This is a genomic window from Pseudomonas mandelii (assembly GCF_024138395.1).
GTDB lineage: Bacteria > Pseudomonadota > Gammaproteobacteria > Pseudomonadales > Pseudomonadaceae > Aquipseudomonas > Aquipseudomonas mandelii_E.
Genome location: NZ_JAMYDU010000037.1, coordinates 1 through 20,391 on the forward strand (window position 1 = coordinate 1; position 20,391 = coordinate 20,391).

Consider the following 20,391-nt stretch of genomic DNA (forward strand, 5'->3'; position numbering starts at 1 on the left):
GCCCGCGAACCAGACGCCTCGGTCCATCAGGAATACCGCGTTATCGTTCTTCGCGGGCAAGCCTCGCTCCTACAGGGTGCACGACCTTGTTACGGGGTATCGGGCTGATTCGACGGATGGGCCAGGAAGAAGGCTGGGTGTGTCGCCGCCAGTGCCGCCACCCGACGAATTCGCGGGTAGGCTTGCAATGAAATATTGAAGCGCTCGGCCGCATACAACTGCGGGATCAAATAGACGTCCGCCAACCCCGGTTGATCGCCAAAGCAATAACCGGTCTCACCTATCAATTGCTCCACCGTCGCCAACCCTTGGCTGATCCAGTGACCGATCCACTCCACCACCTGCGGTTCATCGTGTCCTAATTGACGCAGCCGATTGAGCACGCTGACGTTGTGTAGCGGGTGAACATCGCAACCGATCACCGCCGCCACGCCACGTTCATGGGCGCGAGCAACGAGGTCTTTGGAGAGCAACGGCACCTGTGGATAACGTTCCTCCAGGTACTCGATGATCGCCGGTGACTGGATCAGCAACTCGCCTTCGTCAGTGCGCAAGGCGGGTACCCGGCCTTGCGGGTTGATGCCCAGGTACGTCGGCTGTCGATGTTCGCCACCTGGCGGCGCAATCAGGTTGATCGGCAGCGCCTGGTAATCCAGGCCCTTCAACGCCAACGCGATACGCACCCGGAAGGAAGAGGTCGAACGATAGTAGGTATAGAGTTCCATGACCCGATCCTCTTAGCGTGCTGGCAGCACTTTGCCGCGGCATTCGCCGAAACCGATGGAAGCAAAACCTTCGCGGCTGCAACGCGCGCGCAGAATGATTTCGTCGCCATCCTCAAGAAATTTACGCACCTCGCCCGACGCCAGTTCAATCGGCTTTTTACCGCCCTCGGTGATTTCCAGCAGGCTGCCGAATTGACCGTTTTCAGGACCGGACAACGTGCCCGAACCGAACAGATCACCAGCCTGTAACTGGCAGCCGTTGACGCTGTGGTGCGCAACCAGTTGTGCAACGGTCCAGTACATGTGTTGGGTGTTGCTGAGGGTCAGGCGATGGGCCGGCAGATTTTGCTCGCGCATCGATTCGGTCAGCAGCAGCACTTCAAGTTCGATGTCGAAGGCACCGCCGGCCTGATCACGTTTATCGAACAGATACGGCAATGGCTGCGGATCGCCTTCCGGGCGTGCAGGCTGGGCACGACGGAACGGCTCCAGCGCTTCGGCCGTCACTACCCACGGCGAAATGCTGGTGATGAAACTCTTGGACAGGAACGGCCCCAGCGGCTGGTATTCCCAGGCCTGGATGTCCCGCGCCGACCAGTCGTTGAGCAGGCAGAAACCGGCGATGTGATCGGCGGCGTCACCGATGGCGATCGAGTCGCCCATCGCGTTGCCCTGGCCGATCCAGATGCCCAGTTCCAGTTCGTAGTCCAGACGTGCGCACGGGCCAAACGTCGGCTCGGTCTGGCCGGCCGGCAAGGTCTGACCTTTCGGACGGCGAACGTCAGTGCCGGACGGGCGAATGGTCGAGGCACGGCCGTGGTAACCAATCGGCACGTACTTGTAGTTCGGCAGCAACGGATTATCCGGGCGGAACAATTTGCCGACATTTTGCGCATGCTCAATGCCGACGTAAAAATCGGTGTAGTCGTTGATCTTCGCCGGCAGGTGCATTTCGCAATCTGCCGCCAGCGGCAGCAGTTTGGCGCCTTGGGCTTCGATCTTGCCGTGCAGGGTGCTGCCTTCTTTGAACAACTCGATCAAGCGCTCACGCAAGGCGACGCGTGCCTCACGGCCCAACTCGAAGAACATGTTCAACTGGCCGCCACGGGTGGCTTCGACTGCTCTCTTCGCAATGCCCTCGAACAGGCCGGCATCCAGTGCCGCTTCCAGATCAAAGATGTGGTCGCCGATCGCCACGCCACCGCGCGGCGCGGAGCCCTTCACGCTGAACACGCCTAACGGCAGGTTCTGCAGCGGAAAATCCGCGTGGCCGTTGGCGGAGGCTACCCAGCTACGAGTGATGGAAGTCTGAGTCATGGGTTATCTCCGGGTCGGGTCGAAAGTGGCGGGCAACGTGGCCCAGCATGCGTCGTAATTGTTTTGCAGTTGCGGGCAATCCAGGGCGAATCGGCTCGGGCGCAACACTTGGCTGGTCTCGAACATGAAGGCCATGGTGTTATCGATTTTAGCCGGTGCCAGCTCAGCGTTGATCGCCTTGGTGCAGGTATCGCCGTCGGGGCCGTGAGCGCTCATGCAGCTGTGCAGCGACGCACCGCCAGGCACGAAACCTTCGGCCTTGGCATCGTATTCGCCCTGAATCAGGCCCATGAACTCGTTCATCAGATTGCGGTGGAACCACGGCGGCCGGAAGGTGTTCTCGGCCACCATCCAGCGCGGCGGGAAGATCACGAAGTCGAGGTTGGCCAGACCATGCACGCTGGTCGGCGAGGTCAGGACGGTGAAGATCGATGGGTCCGGGTGATCGAAACTGACCGTGCCGAGGGTGTTGAAACGGCGCAGATCATATTTGTACGGCACGTTGTTGCCGTGCCAGGCCACCACGTTCAGGGGCGAATGATTGAGTTCGGTGGCCCACAACTGGCCGAGGAATTTCTGTACCAGGGTGGTCGGTTGTTGCAGGTTTTCGTAGGCAGCGACCGGGGTCAGGAAATCGCGCGGATTAGCCAGACCGTTGCTGCCGATCGGCCCCAGATCCGGCAAGCGCAGCGGCGCGCCATGGTTCTCGGCGACATAACCGCGCGCTTGCGGGTCGAGCAGTTCGACACGGAATTTCAGACCGCGCGGCAGCACAGCTATTTCCAGCGGCGCGACTTCCAGCGCACCCAGTTCGGTGACGATACGCAAACGGCCAAGTTGCGGCACCAGCAGCATTTCGCCGTCGGCATCGAAAAACACGCGCTCCATCGAACGGTTGGCAACGTAGTTGTAAATACTGATCCCGGCCGGCTTCTCAGAAGCGGAGTTGGCAGCCATGCTCACCAGACCGTCGATGAAATCAGTCGGTTCGTCTGGAATCTCCAACGGATTCCAGCGCAGACGATTGGGGGTCACTTCACCCAATGGCCCGCCTGCCAGTTGCCGCTCCAATTTGACGAACGCCGGATGATTGGCCGATGGCTGAATCCGGTACATCCAGGTGCGCCGCGCTTCACTGCGGGACATGGTGAACGCGGTGCCGGAAAACAATTCGGTGTAGAGGCCATACGGGGCTTTTTGCGGGGAGTTCTGGCCGACGGGCAGCGCGCCAGGCAACGCTTCAGAGCTGAACTCATTGCCGAAACCGGACTGGTAAGCCAGCGTCGACGCGGTTGAATCGAGATTCATGGAGCCTCCTGAACAGGGAGTCGGCAATGGCCCATCGCTCTGGTTCAGAGGTTTCGGCACGCCGGGGTTGTTATTGTCGTAATTCGATTACGCATAACGTAATTTGCTCGCTATCCAGCGTCAAGCTATAAAGACGTCCATTCGATTCGGAACCGCCAGCACCATGGAAAAAACCAGCGACAGCAACGGCAAACAGAAAGTCCGCTCCGCCGAAGTCGGCACCGACATCCTCAAGGCCTTGGCCGAGTTGTCGCCTTCCACTTCGCTGTCGCGCCTGGCTGAACATGTGCAGATGCCGGCGAGCAAGGTGCATCGCTATCTGCAAGCGTTGATCGCTTCGGGTTTTGCCGAACAGAACGCCGCCACCAACCATTACGGCCTCGGCCGTGAAGCACTGCGCGTAGGCCTGGCCGCACTCAACAGTATGGACGTGTTGAAAGTCGCCGCCCTGCCGTTGGCCGAGTTGCGCGACGAACTCAACGAAACCTGTTTTCTCGCGGTATGGGGCAATCAGGGCGCAACCGTGGTGCACATCGAACCGGCGGTGCGCGCGGTGACGGTGGTGACGCAACTGGGTTCGGTATTGCCGCTGCTCAGTTCATCCACCGGGCTGGTATTCAGTGCCTACTTGCCGCATCGGGAAACCGATGAATTGCGCGAGCAGGAAATCGCCGTTGCGGATCATCCGCTGAGGGATGAGAAAACTTACGCAACGTTGTGTGAACAGATCCGCGAACGGGGTCTGCATCATGTACACGGATTGTTGATGCCAGGCGTGGATGCCCTGTCGGCGCCAGTGTTCAACGCCGTCGGGCAGATCGCCGCCGTGCTGACCATCGTTGGCCCGACCTCGCTGTTCCATGCCGACGAGAACGGCCCGGCGGCGCAGCGGTTGCTGGCTGCGACGCGGGCCGTGAGTTGGCGGATGGGGTTTGAAAGCGAAAATGGCTGAATTGAGCCGTAGCGCGAGTATCCGAGAACGGTGATTCGCGCTGTTTATTGCATCAGTTGAGCAGGCGGGTGGTGCTGTTCACCACCGAGGGCGGGGTGGTCACGGCCGTCACATAGTTGATACCGACCTCGACGCCGGTAACAGCAGTCATGACGTCGGCGAAGTCTCTGACGTTCGAGAGCAAGGCCAGTGGATTGACCGGGGCACCGATTGCACCGACCTTGCCAACGTACAGCATGATCGCCCCGCGCCAAGCCGAGGCGAAATGAGCATTGGCGGCATCGTCCAGGCCCAGGCTGGTAGCCACAACGCCCTGAACGACCGAGTGGGTGATGCGCAATACCGTGAGTGCCAGGCCAAGTGGCGGAATAAACATCGAAGCCAAATCCAGGGCAAATTCGGCCAGTATCCTTGCATCTTTCCAGAACGCTTCCCAACTGCTGGTCGTTTGAAAGTCCACATCGGCGATGATCTGCCCGATCCTTTCCTTGTATTGATTGCTAAAACTCCGTATCCGGTAGCTGTTTGTCAGTTCTGGAGTCGTAGTAACAAGAGGCCTTACGGTCCAGTAACTGTCCACCAGACTTTTTACGGCCTCCATGTGCTCCAGCCGCACCAGGCTCATGACAGCCGACCTGCATTCATGGCTTGCGAGCCGAGAGGCCAGCTCTGCAATCGGAAAAAAATCCTTGCCATCCAGAGTATTGGGCACATAGACCATAAACTCGTCTCGTCCGTTGACATTCCGCCCGAAAACATAGGCGCCTGTTATGGCTCGACCCTGCAGCGTAAGCTCATACACACCGATGCCCGGTTTGCCTCCCACAGTGATGACGCCTTCGCGTGGCAAGTCTTGATCAAAACCGTTAATCAGACCCTGCAGCCAGTCGAATTGGTTTTGAGACAATTCGCCTTTGATTTTCTGTACCAACGCAGCGCGCAGCATTTCATTTTGTTTGGTCTTGCGATACAGGTTTATCTTCAAGCCAACGTCGGGTGCGTCAAGGAATTTTTCTCGCAAATATTGAAGGTACTTTTCACCTGGCTTCAAATCGATCAAGTCGTTGATAACGCTGGCATTCAATTGGGCAATCGGCTGATTGGTGAATGTCCAGAAGCTTGCGGTCCTCAACTCTTCCTTTAGAGCAATCAAATGAGCGGCACCGGGTCTTACCCAAGAGAAAAACTTGACGAAGGCGTTAATGTCACTGCTCCATAGCTGCCATTGGATAAACAGTTCAGTCAGGCTGATTTTCGAGTCGGCATGAAACTCCACCCAGACTTCATCTGGATTAATCTCCACCGAGGTGCCCGAGCGATTTAAATAACCACTCAACTCCTTAGCCACAAGCTTTCGCGAAAACTCTTTGAACGGTTGAATGTCGAGCATATCTTTAGAGTGATGGTAGAGCGCTTTGGAATCAGAATTCAAACGATTCAATAACCGCTGATCTGAAGTCTTGGCTTTTGCGTACCATTGCGGAGTTACAACGTTAGCTTGATCGACATCCCACACAATGTAATTTTGAACGGCCCCTTTTAGTGGCCCGTCTTCAGAAAAACCTCTCAGTTCGATATACGACCACCACCATTCCTTGAGCATTTCATGGGGATTATGAGCAAGGTAGGAATTTTCAACTTCAGCGCTATCACTCGCATAAGATTGTGCTTTTAAATAAGTCCAAAGCCGCGGATCAAATACCCACCGCGCTATTGCGTGCCGTAATTTTTTCAGATCAGCAAACTCATGCCACTCCTGCCCCGTCGGGAATTCTGGTGTATGAATGACGTGAGCACCTCGGGCAGCATCGGGACCTTTCCTGCGATAAACCAGCAGACTTCTGAACGGTTTAATCCTCCCTCTTAAATGTACTCCCATGGATTCAATCGACGGGTCACCGAGGTTATAACGAGTTACCAAGTCCTGAGCGTTTGGGCTCACATGTCTCTGCAGAATTGCAGAAAACATAGACAACGCAGTCTTACGCCCAAAAACCTCACGCATGGACTCGGCAACTTCTGGTCGCGAGTAGATCGTCCGCAACGCGCTACCATAGCTCACGCGAATATTAAAATCCCGGATACTACGCATAATATTGGCGGGCGTCAGTTTTGGATGGTTGGTGAACTCTTCCAGAATAATTCGATATTGCCCCGCCTCATCATGCCCCCCTTGCATGAACGCCTGAGTCAGGGTTTTAGACTCGCTGAGTTCCACTTTCTGCCCATTCGCCAGCGGTACGGTGTGGACAATTTTGACAAATATATTGTCTGGATTAACCCTTTCATCAGCACTGGGCGATAAAAAGTCTTCTACCGCGAGACGGGCATAGTCTTTCATCGAAGCTATGCCGTCAGTGGTTTCATGATGTTTGACTTCAGCTTCAAGCAAAAGCTTTTGCAGTGAAACATAAACCTCCTGATTGACTTCGGAAGTATTTTTCAACCATTGCGGCCAAGCGTTCTGCTCTACACGCTTAAGCAATTGTGCCTGGCGTTGTTTGGCCTGATCAAGAATGCCGGACAAAGACTGTACAGACTCTACAGTGACAACAGTTTTATCAAGATCCGAACCCGGTTTGCCAATAGATTCCATATGCCAGGTCACGTCGCTATACATTGTATGAAGCCGCTTTTGCGCGAAACGCTCGAACAAATTCGCACGTACCTTCAAAAAGCGAACAGCAGGAACGAACGCAAAACCCGCACGCTCACTGAGTGGGACCGCCTGCAGAAACTCCTCCTGAGTATCCGGCGAACCCAGTCGACTCAGCAGTGTTTGCTCAAGTTCTGAACAGGAGGAAAACACCTCGATACCACGACTTGCGCAATAGAGCACAACAGCGCCTTGTTCACCCGAAACCAATTGTTCGTAAACAGGTGCTTTGAGGGGCACTACAAACATCGAATTCTGCTCGATGTATTTGCCATTCTGAGCCTCAATAAAAACCCCATAACAAGTGCCTGTCAGACCAGCTTGCAGAGTCGTACCGATCAAAGCCCTTTCTTGCTGGGTAATGACACTTTGAATCGCCAATGCATCCAGTTCGCGATTGAAAAGAATAGCTTCAAGAACGCCTAAGGCAGATTTTCGCGTTAACTGAGGATAGGCCCCACCCTCTTTTTGAACGGTTGGGCTTTCCCAGTACTGCTGCACAGCAGACGTGTAATAAACTGGAAGCTTTTTCAGCACGTCAGCCACTAGCATCTCAATAGCCGAGATCGGGATTTCCGCAATAATGTCTTCAGGACTGGTAAAGCTCGGGTGATCGAAAACCCCGTAAGTATTGGCATCATAGTTTGGAACTCGACCACTTTGCAGACACTCCATAACGACATCCAGCAAACGTCCGAGCGGCTCCTTTTTTAGCGGTGTGGCTCCCGCCACAACGTTGACAACTAGACTGCTGAGCCGTGTCCCCTCAGAAACTTTCCATAACTCGTCACGCAAAGCGTCCTGCAGTATCACCCTGAATGACGGAATACGCTTCAGCTCTTGCGAGATGTTTTCCAAGGCCTCGCCCAACTCACGCAGACTTGCGCCTTCGGCTTCTTTATTAAATTCCACAGTAAAGTCTCTATAAATTTGATAATGACAAGCAACTGACTGCAACTTGCCTCGCCACATCAAACTAATTCAGACCCACAGCAAAAAGCTACCCGCAATACTTTTCCAACAGTGTTAAACCTGTCACAGCAACAACACCCAATGTTACAACCACAAGCAATGACACACTTCACTCCAACATCAAACCCAATGTTCTGGCCTTTGCCACCGCATGAGTTCTACGCATCACTCCCAACTTCATATAAATTCTTCGGGCATGTGTTTTAACGGTATGCAATGAAAGGAAAAGTTTCTCTGCGATTTGTTGATTGGAGTCACCGATGGAGATCAAGACCAATACTTGCAACTCTCGCTGACTAAGCATATTTTCTGTTTCAGATTCTGCGGTAATTTCCAGCTTTTGGTCTAATGCAATAGCCGGATCGAATAGCTTTGGCGAGCGCAGGGAGACTTGACGTATCACAAAGTGCAACCCCGATCGCTGGACAATCTTCAATCCGGATTCCACATGCTCAATCACCTGTAACGAATCGTTGTGCAGCGATGCCACTTCGGCCAACGCAAAATGCAGCTCTGCTTCCAGTGCCTGCGCCCCGCAATTACGTGCCTTATCCAATAACACCTGAAGTTGCTCTGGCAGATCACTACCACGGTGCAAATATGCCTTGGCCAGTATCAACAAGTATTGGATACGAGCAATCAACTCAACTGTCGCCGGAGGTGCCTGCAATGCATTCGGTGGTTGATAGTGACGCAGCACCCGACTCAAAGCCTCATGTGCCAACTGCGCTCGCCCCTGTTGCAACCAGAACTGGCTACTGACTTGTAACAACACCCCACGATAAACCGTATCTGGAATCCTGCGTTGCTGCATTAACCGTTCGGCCTCGTGCAAGCGCTCAAACGCTTGCGCGTATTCGCAGTGGTTGGCCGCAATTTGCGCCAACCCCAGGTAGGCGTACAACACATGTTTATCGTGACTGCGCAAGCAATCATCCAGGCCATGCTTGAACAGAACGGCTGCTTGCTCCTCTAGTCCCATACTCAATGCCAATCGGCCACGGCGCAGCGCGATACGACCGAGCAGCGGTGAGGGCCGCTCCGCGCGCTGGCCAAGCAATTGCTCGATTCCCATAAGCAAGTTGTCAGCGCGGGCGGGAGCACCACGCTGCTCAAGCAACTGCGCGTGATCAAGTTCCAGCAAGCCTTCAAACAGCAAGGAGCCTTGTGCCCGGGCCAGGCACAAAGCTTCGCGGCTGATGGCGTGTGCCTGTTCGAGTTCATCACATAGCAGCGCCTGTTGAGTCAGCCCTGACAGGCACAGCAACCTTGTCGCCCAGGCATCGTAATCAAGTGCGTCCAGAGCATGTTGAAAGAGTTCACGCGCTGGGTCCATACGACCTTGCAAATGCATCAGCCAACCCAGCTGCGCTTGCCAGCGCGCAATCAATTGCCGTTCAAGAGAAGCCGAAGGTTGCGGCATGAAATTGGCCAAGTGTGCGATGCACTGCGTTGCCTGTTCGAACCGCCCGGCAAACAACAGCGCTGCCGTAATCAGCCCGACCAACTGCGGTGAACCCAGGGTCATGCCTTCCCCTTGGCATTCGTGCAGGCGCAATAACAGCACTACGGTTTGCTCTTCAAAAAGATGCTCGAAGCTGAAGTGCTGCAACACGCTGACTGCCGTTTCGAATTCCTCTGCGAGCAACGCCTGCTCGAAAGCCGATCGCCAGTCCCCGGCAGCGGCGAACCATTGGCAAGCCCGACGATGCCATGAGCGGGCCGCGGGCCAGTGTTCTTCGCGCATCACTTGCGCCAAAGGCGCGAAGATCTGCAACCACTGGGACGAGTCGTTCCATGGCTCGATAAAACAACCCAGCGATTGCAGCGTCCGCAGGTAATGCGCCCCTTCTCCAGCGCCGAACAAGTGCTCACACAGTTCAGCGTTGAAGCGCGGAAGATTCGCCAGTACCCGCCAGACTTCCGCCAGTTCCGGCGTCAGATTGCCGAAAAGTTCGTGCTGCAGGTAATCAAGCAACGTTTCCACCCGTTGCTGCAGCTGAGTGCTTTGCGACCAGTCGCACTTTTGCAGCAGCGCCATGCGCACGCCGGCGCACCAGCCACCGGTTCGATGAATGACTCGCCCGGCCACTCGGGTGGCTTGCTCCGTTGACAGATGTTTCAGCGCCTGGGCGATCTCGTCCTGCGACAGCGCCAGCGTCGTGCTTTCGCATTCATACAATTCGTCATCCAGCAGCAACCGTGGCCAGTTGCATGGCGGGCGTCGACGGGTGCTGAGCCACCAGATCAGCGCGGGGCTACTGAGTGCCAGCAAGCGATCAAGCAGCGCATCGAGCGCCGGGTCGGGCAACCGACAGTAATCGTCGATAAACAACCAGGTGGGTGTCGACCAGTGCGTCAAAGCCGCAGTCAACCGCACTTCATCCATGTCGACCAGACCCAGAGCCTGGCCCACCTGCTGACAGAATTGCTCAGTACTCAAAGACTCGCCCATCAACGGCAACCAGTGCACGGTGCAATGCGCCGGGGCTCGCAACAGGCATTCGGTGAGCAGCGCGGTTTTGCCACTGCCTGCCGGCGCACAGACCAGCCTGACCCGCGCCGCCGATTCGAGCAGCGGTTCGCTCAGTCGACCACGTGGCTGATGATGGGAAGAAAGTCTGGGCAAAAATCCGGGGCGATCCAGACAGGCAGTCATGGCGGTCATCGAATGAGCCTTCTTATCGTTATGCGATCACCCTAGCCCCGTCCCATCAGCTTGTTGACGAAAATTCAGCGCGCTGATTGACGGCCATAAAAAAGGCGACCCTACGGTCGCCCTCTTTACAGCCGATGTATCAAAACCTTTACCGAACGCCCTCGGCGCGCAGGGCCGACGGGGTGTAGTCCGCAGACTTGGCTTCGAAGCCGAATTCGAAGCTGTGCTTCTCTTCGTTCTTCATGCCCAGGGCAATGTATCGACCGGCAATGATGTCGTAGAGCGCCTCCAGGGTGTAGGCCGGCGTCTGGTGATCGTAGTAATACTGAGCGTGACCTTCGCCCACCCGCCAGAGTTGGCCGCGACCGTCGTAGTGATCCGCTAGCGCCACTTGCCAGCTGTCTTCGTCCAGGTACATGTGGCGCTTGGCATAGATGTGCCGTTCGCTCGGCTTGACCGTGCCGACCACTTCCCAGACCCGGTGCAGCTCGTAGCGAGTCAGGTCCTGATTGATGTGCCCGGCCTTCACCACGTCATCGTACTTGAGGCTTGGCGAGTCGAGTTTGTAGCTGTTGTAGGGGATGTACATTTCCTTTTTGCCGATCAGTTTCCAGTCGTAGCGATCCGGCGCGCCAGAGAACATGTCGAAGTTATCCGAAGTCCGCAAACCATCGGCGGCGGTGCCCGGCCCGTCATAAGCCACCTGTGGCGCGCGTCGCACTCGACGCTGACCGGCGTTGTAGATCCACGCCAGACGCGGCTCTTTCACCTGATCGAGGGTTTCGTGCACCAGCAGCACGTTACCCGCCAGCCTCGCCGGCGCGGTCACCGATTGCTTGAAGAAGGTCAGCACGTTGGCGGCTTTTTCCGGGTCCAGGTCCTTCATCAATTGTGGAACGGCGATCTCTTCCTCGAAGCGGATCGACGTGTAGCTGCCATTGGTCTGCGGGGTCACCTGGGTGATGATGCGTCGCTGGTTGCCACCGTGGTAACGGGTGATATGGTTCCACAGCACCTCCACGCCATTCTTCGGAATCGGGAACGCGTAGTAGCGATTGCCGGTGAAGTTGGCCAGACCGTTGCCGTCGTTGATGCTGTTTACGTTCAGTGCGCTGCGCTTGGCCGACTCGTAGATCTCCGGCGGCAGGGCCACGGTGCGATGGGTCGGGTAGACCGGAATCTTGTAGGTTTGCGGGTAGCGCTTGAACATCGCCAGCTGCCCATCCGAGAGCTTGTCCTTGTACTTGTCGGCCGTTGCTGCGGTGATGGTGAACAGCGGTTTTTCACTGGCGAACGGGTCCGCCAGGAAGCCTTTGCTGTCGACAGCGCCGGCGTTTTTCGGGATGCCACCGGTCCAGGCCGGGATCGAGCTGTCAGCGTTGCCGGCCTTCTCGGCGCCCAGCGGCGTGAGGGTGGTGCCGAGCTTGTTGGCTTCTTCCGGCGAGACCGCCGCCATCACGTTGGCGGCCAGCAGGCTCAGGGCCAGGGCGCCGCATTGCAGAATCATCTTGCGCATTAACATCATCCTTCTCAGCCAGATCAGAAGTTCACACCGAAGCTCAGCGCCAGGAAGTCACGGTCTTCGAGGACGTTGTAGTCACCGCCAAAGAAGTCGGTGTAACTGAGGCTCGCGGTATAGGTGTTGCGGTAATCGGCATCGACACCGACGCTGACCGCCTTGGCGCCTTCGTTGAACAGCCCGTTGGGACCGTAGCCGGCGACGTCATGGGACCAGGACAGGTTGGGTTTGAGGTTGATCCCGCCGATTACGTTGGCGTAATCGAGGATCGCCCGGGCGCGGTAGCCCCAGGAGGTGGAAGTGACGAAGCCGTCGGTATCGCCACCGAAACCGTACTGGCCGTAGACCGAATCGCGGCCATAACGCAGCTCGCTCCGCGACTCCAGACCACCGACCCGTACCACCGCGGCTTCACCGACCAGGGTCAGCCGTTGGGCGCCCAGCACTTGATCGAAGAAGTGCGTCAGGGTGCTTTGAACCTGGGTCACTTCCTTGCGGCGGTAACCGGTGTTGTCGGCACCTGGCCGGGTCGCGACAGGCGATGCGGCGCCACCGGCGATCGGGTTAACCAGCGCCAGGGTCAGGTCGTTGGTGTTGACCTGCACTGGAGCGTTGGGCCGGTAGCTGATTTCGCCGGTCCAGGCAGTGCCGGTGGGCAAGGTGGTGGAGAAGCTCGCCCCGTACAGACGAATGTCTTCCGGGTACTCAAGGTAATACTGGCCGCGCCCGAGCATCACACTTTGCGCCAGGCCCGAGCCGCTGCCCGGGGCCAGACGGTTGGCGGTGCTGACCATGCCCGGCAGGCTGGCCAGCGTCGACAGCCCGGCGGTGGTAGTGCCGACGGTCGGTGTGCGACTGTGGTAGTTCATGAAGTAGAGGCCGTATTCGGTGTCGTCACCGAGCCAGCGCAACGCCGTGCCCCACTGCCCCGAATCCCGGGCATCGCGGTCACCGCCGCGGGGCACGATCACCCCCTCTCGGGTAACCTGGATAGGTTGGCCAAAGGCTGCCGCCAGCGGCGCCAATGGCGCAATCGCCGGGCTGCCGACGGTGTAACCGTTGTTGCAGCCGTCCGCCGCCACGTCGACGCCAAAGAAGGTGCCGCAGTTGTCGAGAACGGTCTGATCCCACTCCAGTTGGTAGAAACCTTCCACCGTGAGCTGATCGGTCAGGCCTTGGGAGGCGAACAGCATGTTCACCGGAATCAGGCCTTCCTTGATCTCGGCGCCAGGACGACGGAATGCGGAAACATCGACCGGGTTGATGCTGTTGATCGAGTTGCCGATGAAGGTACTTTCACCCCAGCTGACCACCTGCTTGCCGGCGCGCACGGTGCCCGGCAGATCGGCAATGGAATAGTTGTGATAGACGAACGCATCGAGAATCTGTGCGCCCGAAGACTTGGCACCCTCTTTGCGACCGCTGTCGCTGATCTGCTTGAACTCGCGATCTTCGTCCTTCAGCTCGAAGTCGTACCAGTACTTGCCACGGACGAACACCCCCGTGTCGCCGTACTTCAATTCGAGGTCGTGGATACCTTTGAAGATCTTGGAGAAAGTCTCGCCTTTCTTGAAGTTCAGGCGTCCGTCGTCACCGGTCGAAGACTGGCCGGTACCGCCATTGACGGTGCCCACCAGCGACTTGTCGGCATCACGCATGCCCCAGCTCGCGCCGACCGACAACGAGGAATCGAACTGCCCCTCGATTTCGCCGATGTTGAATGAAACAGCCTGCGCCTGGGCACAGCAGCCCAAGGCCACCGCAGCGGCCAGCGCGTGCGGTTTGAAGATGGCGCGCATTGTTGTTTTTGTCATGCGTCTTCCCCGGTGAGTGACAGAAGACCCCACCCTACTTCCGCACGCCGGGAGCGATAAGCGCACCAAGGAGGTATTCGCGTTGTACCTCCAAAGGATGAATGCCCGCATGGGACGGGGGTTTGCGCGGGGTATGGATGGGCTGGATGAAGGATTATCAGCGCAGCGCATGGGAACAGGGTGAAGCAAGACGTGTAGCAGCTGCCGAGCTCGCGAGGCTGCGTTCGCTGGTAGCAGCTGTCGAGCTTGCGAGGCTGCGTTCGCTGGTAGCAGCTGTCGAGCTTGCGAGGCTGCGTTCGGCTGCGAAGCAGTCGTAAACCCTGAGTCCGCGGTATACCTGATGAAAGGCGGTACCTGATTTTGCGACTGCTGCGCAGCCGAACGCAGCCTCGCAAGCTCGACAGCTGCTACCAGTGAACGCAGCCTTCGGCAGCTGCTACAGGGGGCAACCAGAGACTGTTGCTGAGACTGCAACAGTGCATGTCTGGAATCGCTATTTTTCCTTTGCGCTCAAGCCCTTATTCTTGCCGGGCTTTCACGGCAAACGGCCTGAAAGCATAAAGCGACGGGAGGATAGACCCACCCCGTTGGCGACAGAATCCAGATGATTTGAAATGTATTTTTTCGACTCATCGCCCCTGTTCACTGACGTTGATTTGTTGCTCCTTGATCCAACGTCTTACTTTGGCCGCTGCGTTTGCAGCGGCCTTTTTTATGGGTGATCGATTTGTCTGGCAATCAGGCTTCATACAAGTGTTCCTACAAGATATTTCGCTGTAGCAGGTAAGAAACATCCTCCTCAAGATAAAGACATTTCTAATTATTTATTCAGCGAAGGAAACTTCTCTCGATTACGCGAGTGGTTCCCTACGCGTTTCTCGGACCCATAACTTTCAATTCCACTGTAACGTAAAGCAATAACTTATCCATCAATGGACGAGCACTCTCTACTGCGACAAGCCGGAACATCTTTCGAAACCTATCCATTGACCACATAAAAACCCTGAACAGCAAATTCAAAGGAATTGAATATGCAGAAACCGCCATTGATTCTTGATGCAACACATATTACTGCAGAGGCCCCAGACAACTGGGACCCCTTTAAGGACAGCACGCAGGGCTATTCATTTAGCGGTATGTTCGGGCCGGCAGGGGCCAACCATAAAACCCGCGAAATAATGTACAACACTCAGATCGCCCTTGAACAAGAGTTCGGCGCAAAGTCCACATTATTATCACAATCAATTGAGGCCGAACTGGCCGCGACACGGCTGGAAGGCCCAACGCATCCTCTACCGTCGGCGGCGGCACTGGTTCGCGAACTGGGTGTTAGAAACACGCTGATTCAACGCAAGACTGCAGAACTTCACAGACAGACCGCCATCACCAACCGCTTTTATGGAAGTAATCCGCTTGGCAAAAAATTCAATGACTTTCTGAATCAGGCCTCGGCTATCCGGCGAACGGACCGGTCAGCCGGAACGCGGGAGTTGTGGAGTCAATCCTACCGGGCAGCTCATGAAGCGAGGCTTCTGAGCCAAGCTATCCAGCTTCTCAATCAGCAACAGGTCAACGTGCTCAACTGGCTGGCTGCTGTGCAAGCCGAAGATCAGGCGCGAATCGCAGCGGAGCAGGAAGCCCGACGGATCGCCGCCGAGCTGGCACGGATCAACGAGCAAGCTGAGGCCTTTGCTCGAGAGCAGGCACGTCTTGCGGTGCTGGCTGAGGCCCAACGACTGGCTACTGAACAAGCACTCGTTGTCGCCGAAGCCGCCGCGCGACAAGTGGCTGCCGAACAAGCACAGCTGGAAGCACTGGCCGAGGCTCAGCGCCAGGCAGAATTGCTTCGTGTTGAAACTGAACGGCAGGAGTACGAAAAACAGCAGGCGGTTTTGGCAGCCCTGCGCGTATATCCCGCTCTGGGAGCGACAGCCTCTTCCAGCACGGTATTTTCCTTCGCCTCGACCGCCGTCATCCTCGCTCCCGAAACATCGGCCGCGATACTCAGCACTCTGCGTTCAGCATTGCAGGTGGTAACTGCGGCAGGCGCCGCGACATTGGGTTCTGTACTGATCGGTTTCGCCACTCTACTGACGCCTTCGCGCCTGGGAAATGGCGAGCGCTTTTCCATGAGCGTACCGCTCGCGGAACTGACGCCAGAAAGCGCACAGTCACTGCGAGCGATCGCGGACCGACAAGGAACACTGGATCTGCCGGTCGGGATTGGCTACAGACCCATCGGCTCAGGCGCAGAGGTGTTTGTCATCACGGCCGACGGGTTCGACATTCGCTCTAGCGTTCCGGTGAGGCACGCAACCTTCGACGCACAGAACAACGTTTATCGGCTCAGCCTGCCTGACTCGCCAACCAACACCCTGACCTGGACACCCGCCGTCACGCCGGGTAACAGCTCGACCGAACGGCCGATTGTTCAAGCTGATACTGCCGTGTATTCCGGAGCCCCGATCGTGCCGCTCGAAGGTCGTCTGGATCTGCATCCCATACTGGTGGAGGGTTGGGACAGGTTCATCATCGTCTTTCCGGATGATTCGGGTATTGAGCCGCTGTATGTCGTTATCAGCAGTCCCTATCAAGGGGCTTCCGTCAAAGGTAAATACAGTGGGCGCCTTTTCAATCCGGAGCTGGCGGGTGGACCGATACTGGATCTGGACTGGCGCACGGCGGTTATCACCCAAACCGGAATTGATGCAGTGAAATTACACATCGCACGGCTCGATCAATCCGATGCCAATGACATGATGATGCAACGCCTTGAGAAAATCCTTAACGGATATTCGCAGCTCACTGACACGGATCTGCGCTACTACACTCATGAGATGAGGGAGCTTGAGAGGTTTCGAGCGTTGGGGCTCAGCGATGATTTCAAGCCCGACAAAGATTTGCCGATCTGGAACAACGCGCACACAGCAACCCTGGAAGATTTCAAACTTCATGATGATGAGTCGTTGCTCTACACAAAAGACGCCATAACGGCTGCGGATCGACAAGATGAAGTGTTTTTCAAAAACTTTTTGAAAGGAGGCAAACAGTGAGCATCGTCGAGCAAATAGTTAAAAATGAAACAGTAGAAGATGTCTTGACTGTTTTCGCACTCGGTTCCGCTATTCCATCTCTGGACAGAATGTTTGGACGCTATCGATATGAAGCCATTGAAAGTGGCGAGTTGCTAAAAACCTATGCAAGGCTTTTCGAGGAGGGTGTACTGGCCAATGGTGAAGGCCCAGTCGCTATCAAAGGCCCGAACTGGAAAGCCCCCAAGTTCATGACCGAAAATAAATACTCTTAACAAGTAATTCGGCCACCAAGCCTCAGCTTGGTGGCCTGCTCCACTTAAGTCGAGCACTACTAACAAAGACTTCTGAAGGAGATGTGGCAATGAACACCATTGAGCAAATTGTAAAAAATGAATCCCTGGACGATATCGTCACGGTTTTTGCACTGCTCAAACCAAACCCGCATCTGGACATGATGATCAGACGCTATAACCGTGAAGTTCTCGACAAATATGGAGAGCTTGAAAGCTCGTACACGCGACTCTTCGCAGCGGGTGTGCTGGCTAAAGGCGAGAAGGGGTTGGCAATCAAAGGCCCGAACTGGAAAGCGCCCCAGTTCGTCATAGAAAAAAGATACGTTTGAAATCTAGGAGTCACCAAGCCAAATCCTATGGCTTGGTGGACCACTGCCCTTAAACCAAATACTTCTGCAAATTCCCCATCATTTCCTTCAACGCTTCAATATTGTCCTTCGGATGCACCGCCCCCTCAAAATCACAAATCTGCTGCCAATGCGCCGCCACATCTTCCGGCGAAAACCCCACGCGCGGATCAAACCCGGCGCCCAGGCTGCGCTCCCAGCGCACTTTGCCCATCCAGCCGCCACCCACTTCGAATAACCCCGAAGTTTCCTGGCATTGTTCGCTGGCGAGGTACACCACCAGCGGGCTGACCAGTTCCGGTTTGAGTTGCTCAAACATTTGTGGCGGGATCAGGCCTTCGGTCATGCGAGTGCCGCCGGTCGGGGCGATGGCATTGACCAGGATGTTGTTCTTGCGACCTTCGATGGCCAGTGTGCGGGTCAGGCCATAGAGGCCGAGTTTGGCCATGCCGTAGTTGGACTGACCGAAGTTGCCATAGATGCCCGAAGTCGACGCGGTGAAGATCACGCGGCCATAGTTTTGCTCGCGCATGTGTGGCCAGGCAGCGCGGGTGACCTTATAGGCGCCCTCGACGTGAACGCGGTAAACCAGGTCCCAGTCGCTGTCGTCCATTTTATGGAAGCTCTTGTCCCGCAGAATGCCGGCGTTGTTCACCACGATATCGACACGGCCAAACGTGTCGAGGGCGTGCTGGACGATTTTGTCCCCATCGGTGACGGAATCGTGGTTGGCCTCGGCGGTGCCGCCCGCTTCGCGAATTTCCGTTACCACACGGTCCGCTGCCGAAGCATTGGCGCCGTCACCTTGAGTCGAGCCGCCGAGATCATTGACCAGCACTTTGGCGCCCTTTTTCGCGAACAGCAGCGCGTGCGCCCGACCCAGACCGCCGCCCGCACCAGTGACGATCACCACTTTATCTTCGAAGCGCACAGACTCATTCATGGGGAATTCCAGCAGGCCAAGGGACAATGAGTCCCAGTGTCAGGCACAAGGCGGCTGGTCACAATAAACTCGGAGGAAGCTGAATGGTGCGCAATAAGGCAGCGGGATAGTCAGGAACACGCCAACTTGCGCGGAGGTAAAACCAGCCGGTCGCGAAACTCCAGATAGTGCTTGAGCACCTGCACCGGCGCTTCGATCTGCGGGTAATGGCCGATCTCAGGTAGCAGGACCGTGTCCGGGTCGGGAATCAGTTGCCGATAGCGTGCCACCATGTGCGTGCCGGAAACCGGATCGACCTCGCCATCGATGACCCGCAACGGCACCTCACCACGCTGCATGGCGCTGACCCAACGTTCACGCTGAACACGTCGCTGCGGAATATAACTGATCAATTTGTGCATGATCCGTTGCCCGTGATTACTGTCGACCAGGCTCCAGAAATCATCCAGTTCACTTTCCGTGGGTCGGGTCTGTGGGCCGAAAATCTGCTTGAAACTCTTCACCAGAGCGTCACGGGAAAAGGCTCGCCCGATCATCCAGCCCAAGGGGCTGAGCAGGAGTTTTTGCATCAACACCGGACGATGGGTTTCGGGAAACAGTCCGCCATTGAGGAACACGCAACTGGCGATATCAGCGCGCGCTTCATAGTGCCGGGCCAACAATTCCTGAGCCACGCTGTCGCCATAATCGTGTGCCAACACGTGAACGGGTTGTTCAACATTCAGATGCGTCAGCAAGGCCTGTTGCAGATCCGCCTGTTCCAACAGGCTGTAGCCATGGTTCACCGGTTTGGCCGAATCGCCGAAACCGAGCATGTCGCAGGCAATCACCCGATAGCGCTGCGCGAGCGGTTGCCACAGGTAATGCCAGTCCCAACTGGCGGTCGGAAAACCATGGATCAGCAGCAGCGGCTCGCCCTGCCCCGCTGCCCAATAGTGGATGGTCTGACTGCGAAATACGAACGTCTGGCTACGTTTGCGCCAGACACACAGAGGAATCTCGGCGAGTCGCATTTAGAGTTTATAACCCGGGTCTTGTTGATCGAGTTTGCGCAGCAGCGCCGGCCAGGCCAGCGCGCCACCCATCCCTTGAGCACTTTTGGTAACACCGGCGATCATCGCCTTGGCACCCGCCAGAATCTGCGGTTCGATAGCGATGAGCTCTGCACCACCGTTCTGGGCCAGCACCTGAATCTCGCAGGCGCGCTGGAAGGTGAACATCATCAGGAACGTATCGGCGATGGTGCCGCCACAAGTCAGCAGACCATGGTTGTGCAACATCAAAAAATTGTTTTCACCAAGGTCAGCTTGCAACCGCGCCTTCTCTTCGTGGTTCAGCGCAACGCCTTCGTAGGCGTGATAAGCCAGACTGGACAGAACGAACAAGGACTGCTGACTGATCGGCAAGATGCCCTGCTTCTGCACCGATACCGCCACCCCCGCCGCGGTGTGGGTGTGCAGTACACACACGACATCATGACGGACTTCATGCACGGCGCTGTGGATGGTGTAACCCGCCGGGTTGATCTCGTAAGGGCTGTCCATCAACTTGTTGCCTGCCTGATCGACCTTGACCAGGCTCGACGCGGTGATTTCATGGAACATCAGCCCGAACGGGTTGATCAGGAAGTCTTCAGTGCCCGGCACTTTGGCGGAAATATGCGTGAAGATCAGGTCATCCCAGCCATGCAGGGCGACCAGACGATAACAGGCCGCCAGATCGACGCGGGCCTGCCATTCGGCGGCACTGACCTTGTCTTTGATGCTGGGTGGCGATTGGACGGGGGCTACGCTCACGGCAGAATTCCCTTTTTTATTTTTTCTGGGTTTTTATTGTTTTTTGCTGTGTTAC

At 56.4% G+C, this 20,391-nt stretch carries 14 protein-coding genes; 4 read left to right on the plus strand and 10 right to left on the minus strand.

Going from position 1 to position 20,391, the window contains the following annotated elements; translation table 11 throughout:
* Nucleotides 1-89: 89 nt before the first annotated feature.
* Genes maiA through hmgA form a run of 3 tightly spaced genes read right to left on the minus strand, consistent with a single transcriptional unit; the run spans nucleotide 90 to nucleotide 3,350 of the window.
* A complete protein-coding gene (gene maiA / locus NHU87_RS27205) occupies nucleotides 90-725 on the minus strand; it encodes a maleylacetoacetate isomerase (protein ID WP_253554397.1) in 636 nt (211 codons plus the stop codon).
* Nucleotides 726-737: 12 nt separating this feature from the next.
* Nucleotides 738-2,042 carry a fumarylacetoacetase gene (gene fahA, locus NHU87_RS27210; RefSeq protein ID WP_253554400.1) on the minus strand — a complete coding sequence of 435 codons (1,305 nt, stop codon included), beginning with the start codon at nucleotides 2,040-2,042 and terminating at the stop codon, nucleotides 738-740.
* Nucleotides 2,043-2,045: 3 nt separating this feature from the next.
* Entirely contained in the window at nucleotides 2,046-3,350 is a 1,305-nt protein-coding gene (gene hmgA / locus NHU87_RS27215) for a homogentisate 1,2-dioxygenase (protein WP_253554408.1), read from the minus strand.
* 163 nt (nucleotides 3,351-3,513) lie between these two features.
* Here hmgA and NHU87_RS27220 point away from each other — a divergent pair, with 163 nt between their 5' ends.
* A complete protein-coding gene (locus NHU87_RS27220) occupies nucleotides 3,514-4,302 on the plus strand; it encodes an IclR family transcriptional regulator (RefSeq protein WP_253554417.1) in 789 nt (262 codons plus the stop codon).
* Nucleotides 4,303-4,354: 52 nt separating this feature from the next.
* On the opposite strand, the gene NHU87_RS27225 is transcribed toward NHU87_RS27220, so the two are convergent.
* From NHU87_RS27225 to NHU87_RS27240, 4 genes are all read right to left on the minus strand, one after another.
* Entirely contained in the window at nucleotides 4,355-7,870 is a 3,516-nt protein-coding gene (locus NHU87_RS27225; protein WP_253554420.1) for a dermonecrotic toxin domain-containing protein, read from the minus strand.
* Nucleotides 7,871-8,039: 169 nt separating this feature from the next.
* On the minus strand, nucleotides 8,040-10,598 hold the full coding sequence (locus NHU87_RS27230; RefSeq protein ID WP_253554423.1) for a LuxR C-terminal-related transcriptional regulator: 2,559 nt from the start codon (nucleotides 10,596-10,598) through the stop codon (nucleotides 8,040-8,042).
* Between the two features lie 139 nt (nucleotides 10,599-10,737).
* Nucleotides 10,738-12,105, minus strand: coding sequence for a DUF1329 domain-containing protein (locus tag NHU87_RS27235; RefSeq protein WP_253554426.1), 1,368 nt, complete (start codon nucleotides 12,103-12,105; stop codon nucleotides 10,738-10,740).
* Between the two features lie 23 nt (nucleotides 12,106-12,128).
* Nucleotides 12,129-13,922 carry a DUF1302 domain-containing protein gene (locus NHU87_RS27240; protein ID WP_253554429.1) on the minus strand — a complete coding sequence of 598 codons (1,794 nt, stop codon included), beginning with the start codon at nucleotides 13,920-13,922 and terminating at the stop codon, nucleotides 12,129-12,131.
* 1,031 nt (nucleotides 13,923-14,953) lie between these two features.
* Here NHU87_RS27240 and NHU87_RS27245 point away from each other — a divergent pair.
* The 3 genes from NHU87_RS27245 (at nucleotide 14,954) to NHU87_RS27255 (ending at nucleotide 17,579) form a co-directional block, all read left to right on the plus strand.
* Nucleotides 14,954-16,975 (plus strand): S-type pyocin domain-containing protein, encoded by a 2,022-nt coding sequence (locus NHU87_RS27245; RefSeq protein ID WP_253554433.1) that lies wholly within the window; start codon nucleotides 14,954-14,956, stop codon nucleotides 16,973-16,975.
* On the plus strand, nucleotides 16,972-17,229 hold the full coding sequence (locus NHU87_RS27250) for an immunity protein (RefSeq protein ID WP_253554436.1): 258 nt from the start codon (nucleotides 16,972-16,974) through the stop codon (nucleotides 17,227-17,229). The genes NHU87_RS27245 and NHU87_RS27250 overlap by 4 nt, the downstream gene beginning before the upstream one ends.
* Before the next feature lie 89 nt (nucleotides 17,230-17,318).
* Nucleotides 17,319-17,579, plus strand: coding sequence for a hypothetical protein (locus tag NHU87_RS27255; protein ID WP_253554440.1), 261 nt, complete (start codon nucleotides 17,319-17,321; stop codon nucleotides 17,577-17,579).
* 49 nt (nucleotides 17,580-17,628) lie between these two features.
* Here the strand turns inward: NHU87_RS27255 and NHU87_RS27260 are convergent, their stop codons facing one another.
* The 3 genes from NHU87_RS27260 to NHU87_RS27270 form a co-directional block, all read right to left on the minus strand.
* Complete coding sequence (locus NHU87_RS27260) at nucleotides 17,629-18,540, minus strand: SDR family oxidoreductase (RefSeq protein WP_253554442.1); 912 nt, start codon at nucleotides 18,538-18,540, stop codon at nucleotides 17,629-17,631.
* Between the two features lie 110 nt (nucleotides 18,541-18,650).
* A complete protein-coding gene (locus tag NHU87_RS27265) occupies nucleotides 18,651-19,553 on the minus strand; it encodes an alpha/beta fold hydrolase (RefSeq protein WP_253554444.1) in 903 nt (300 codons plus the stop codon).
* Nucleotides 19,554-20,336 (minus strand): class II aldolase/adducin family protein, encoded by a 783-nt coding sequence (locus tag NHU87_RS27270; RefSeq protein ID WP_253554446.1) that lies wholly within the window; start codon nucleotides 20,334-20,336, stop codon nucleotides 19,554-19,556.
* Nucleotides 20,337-20,391: the final 55 nt, after the last annotated feature.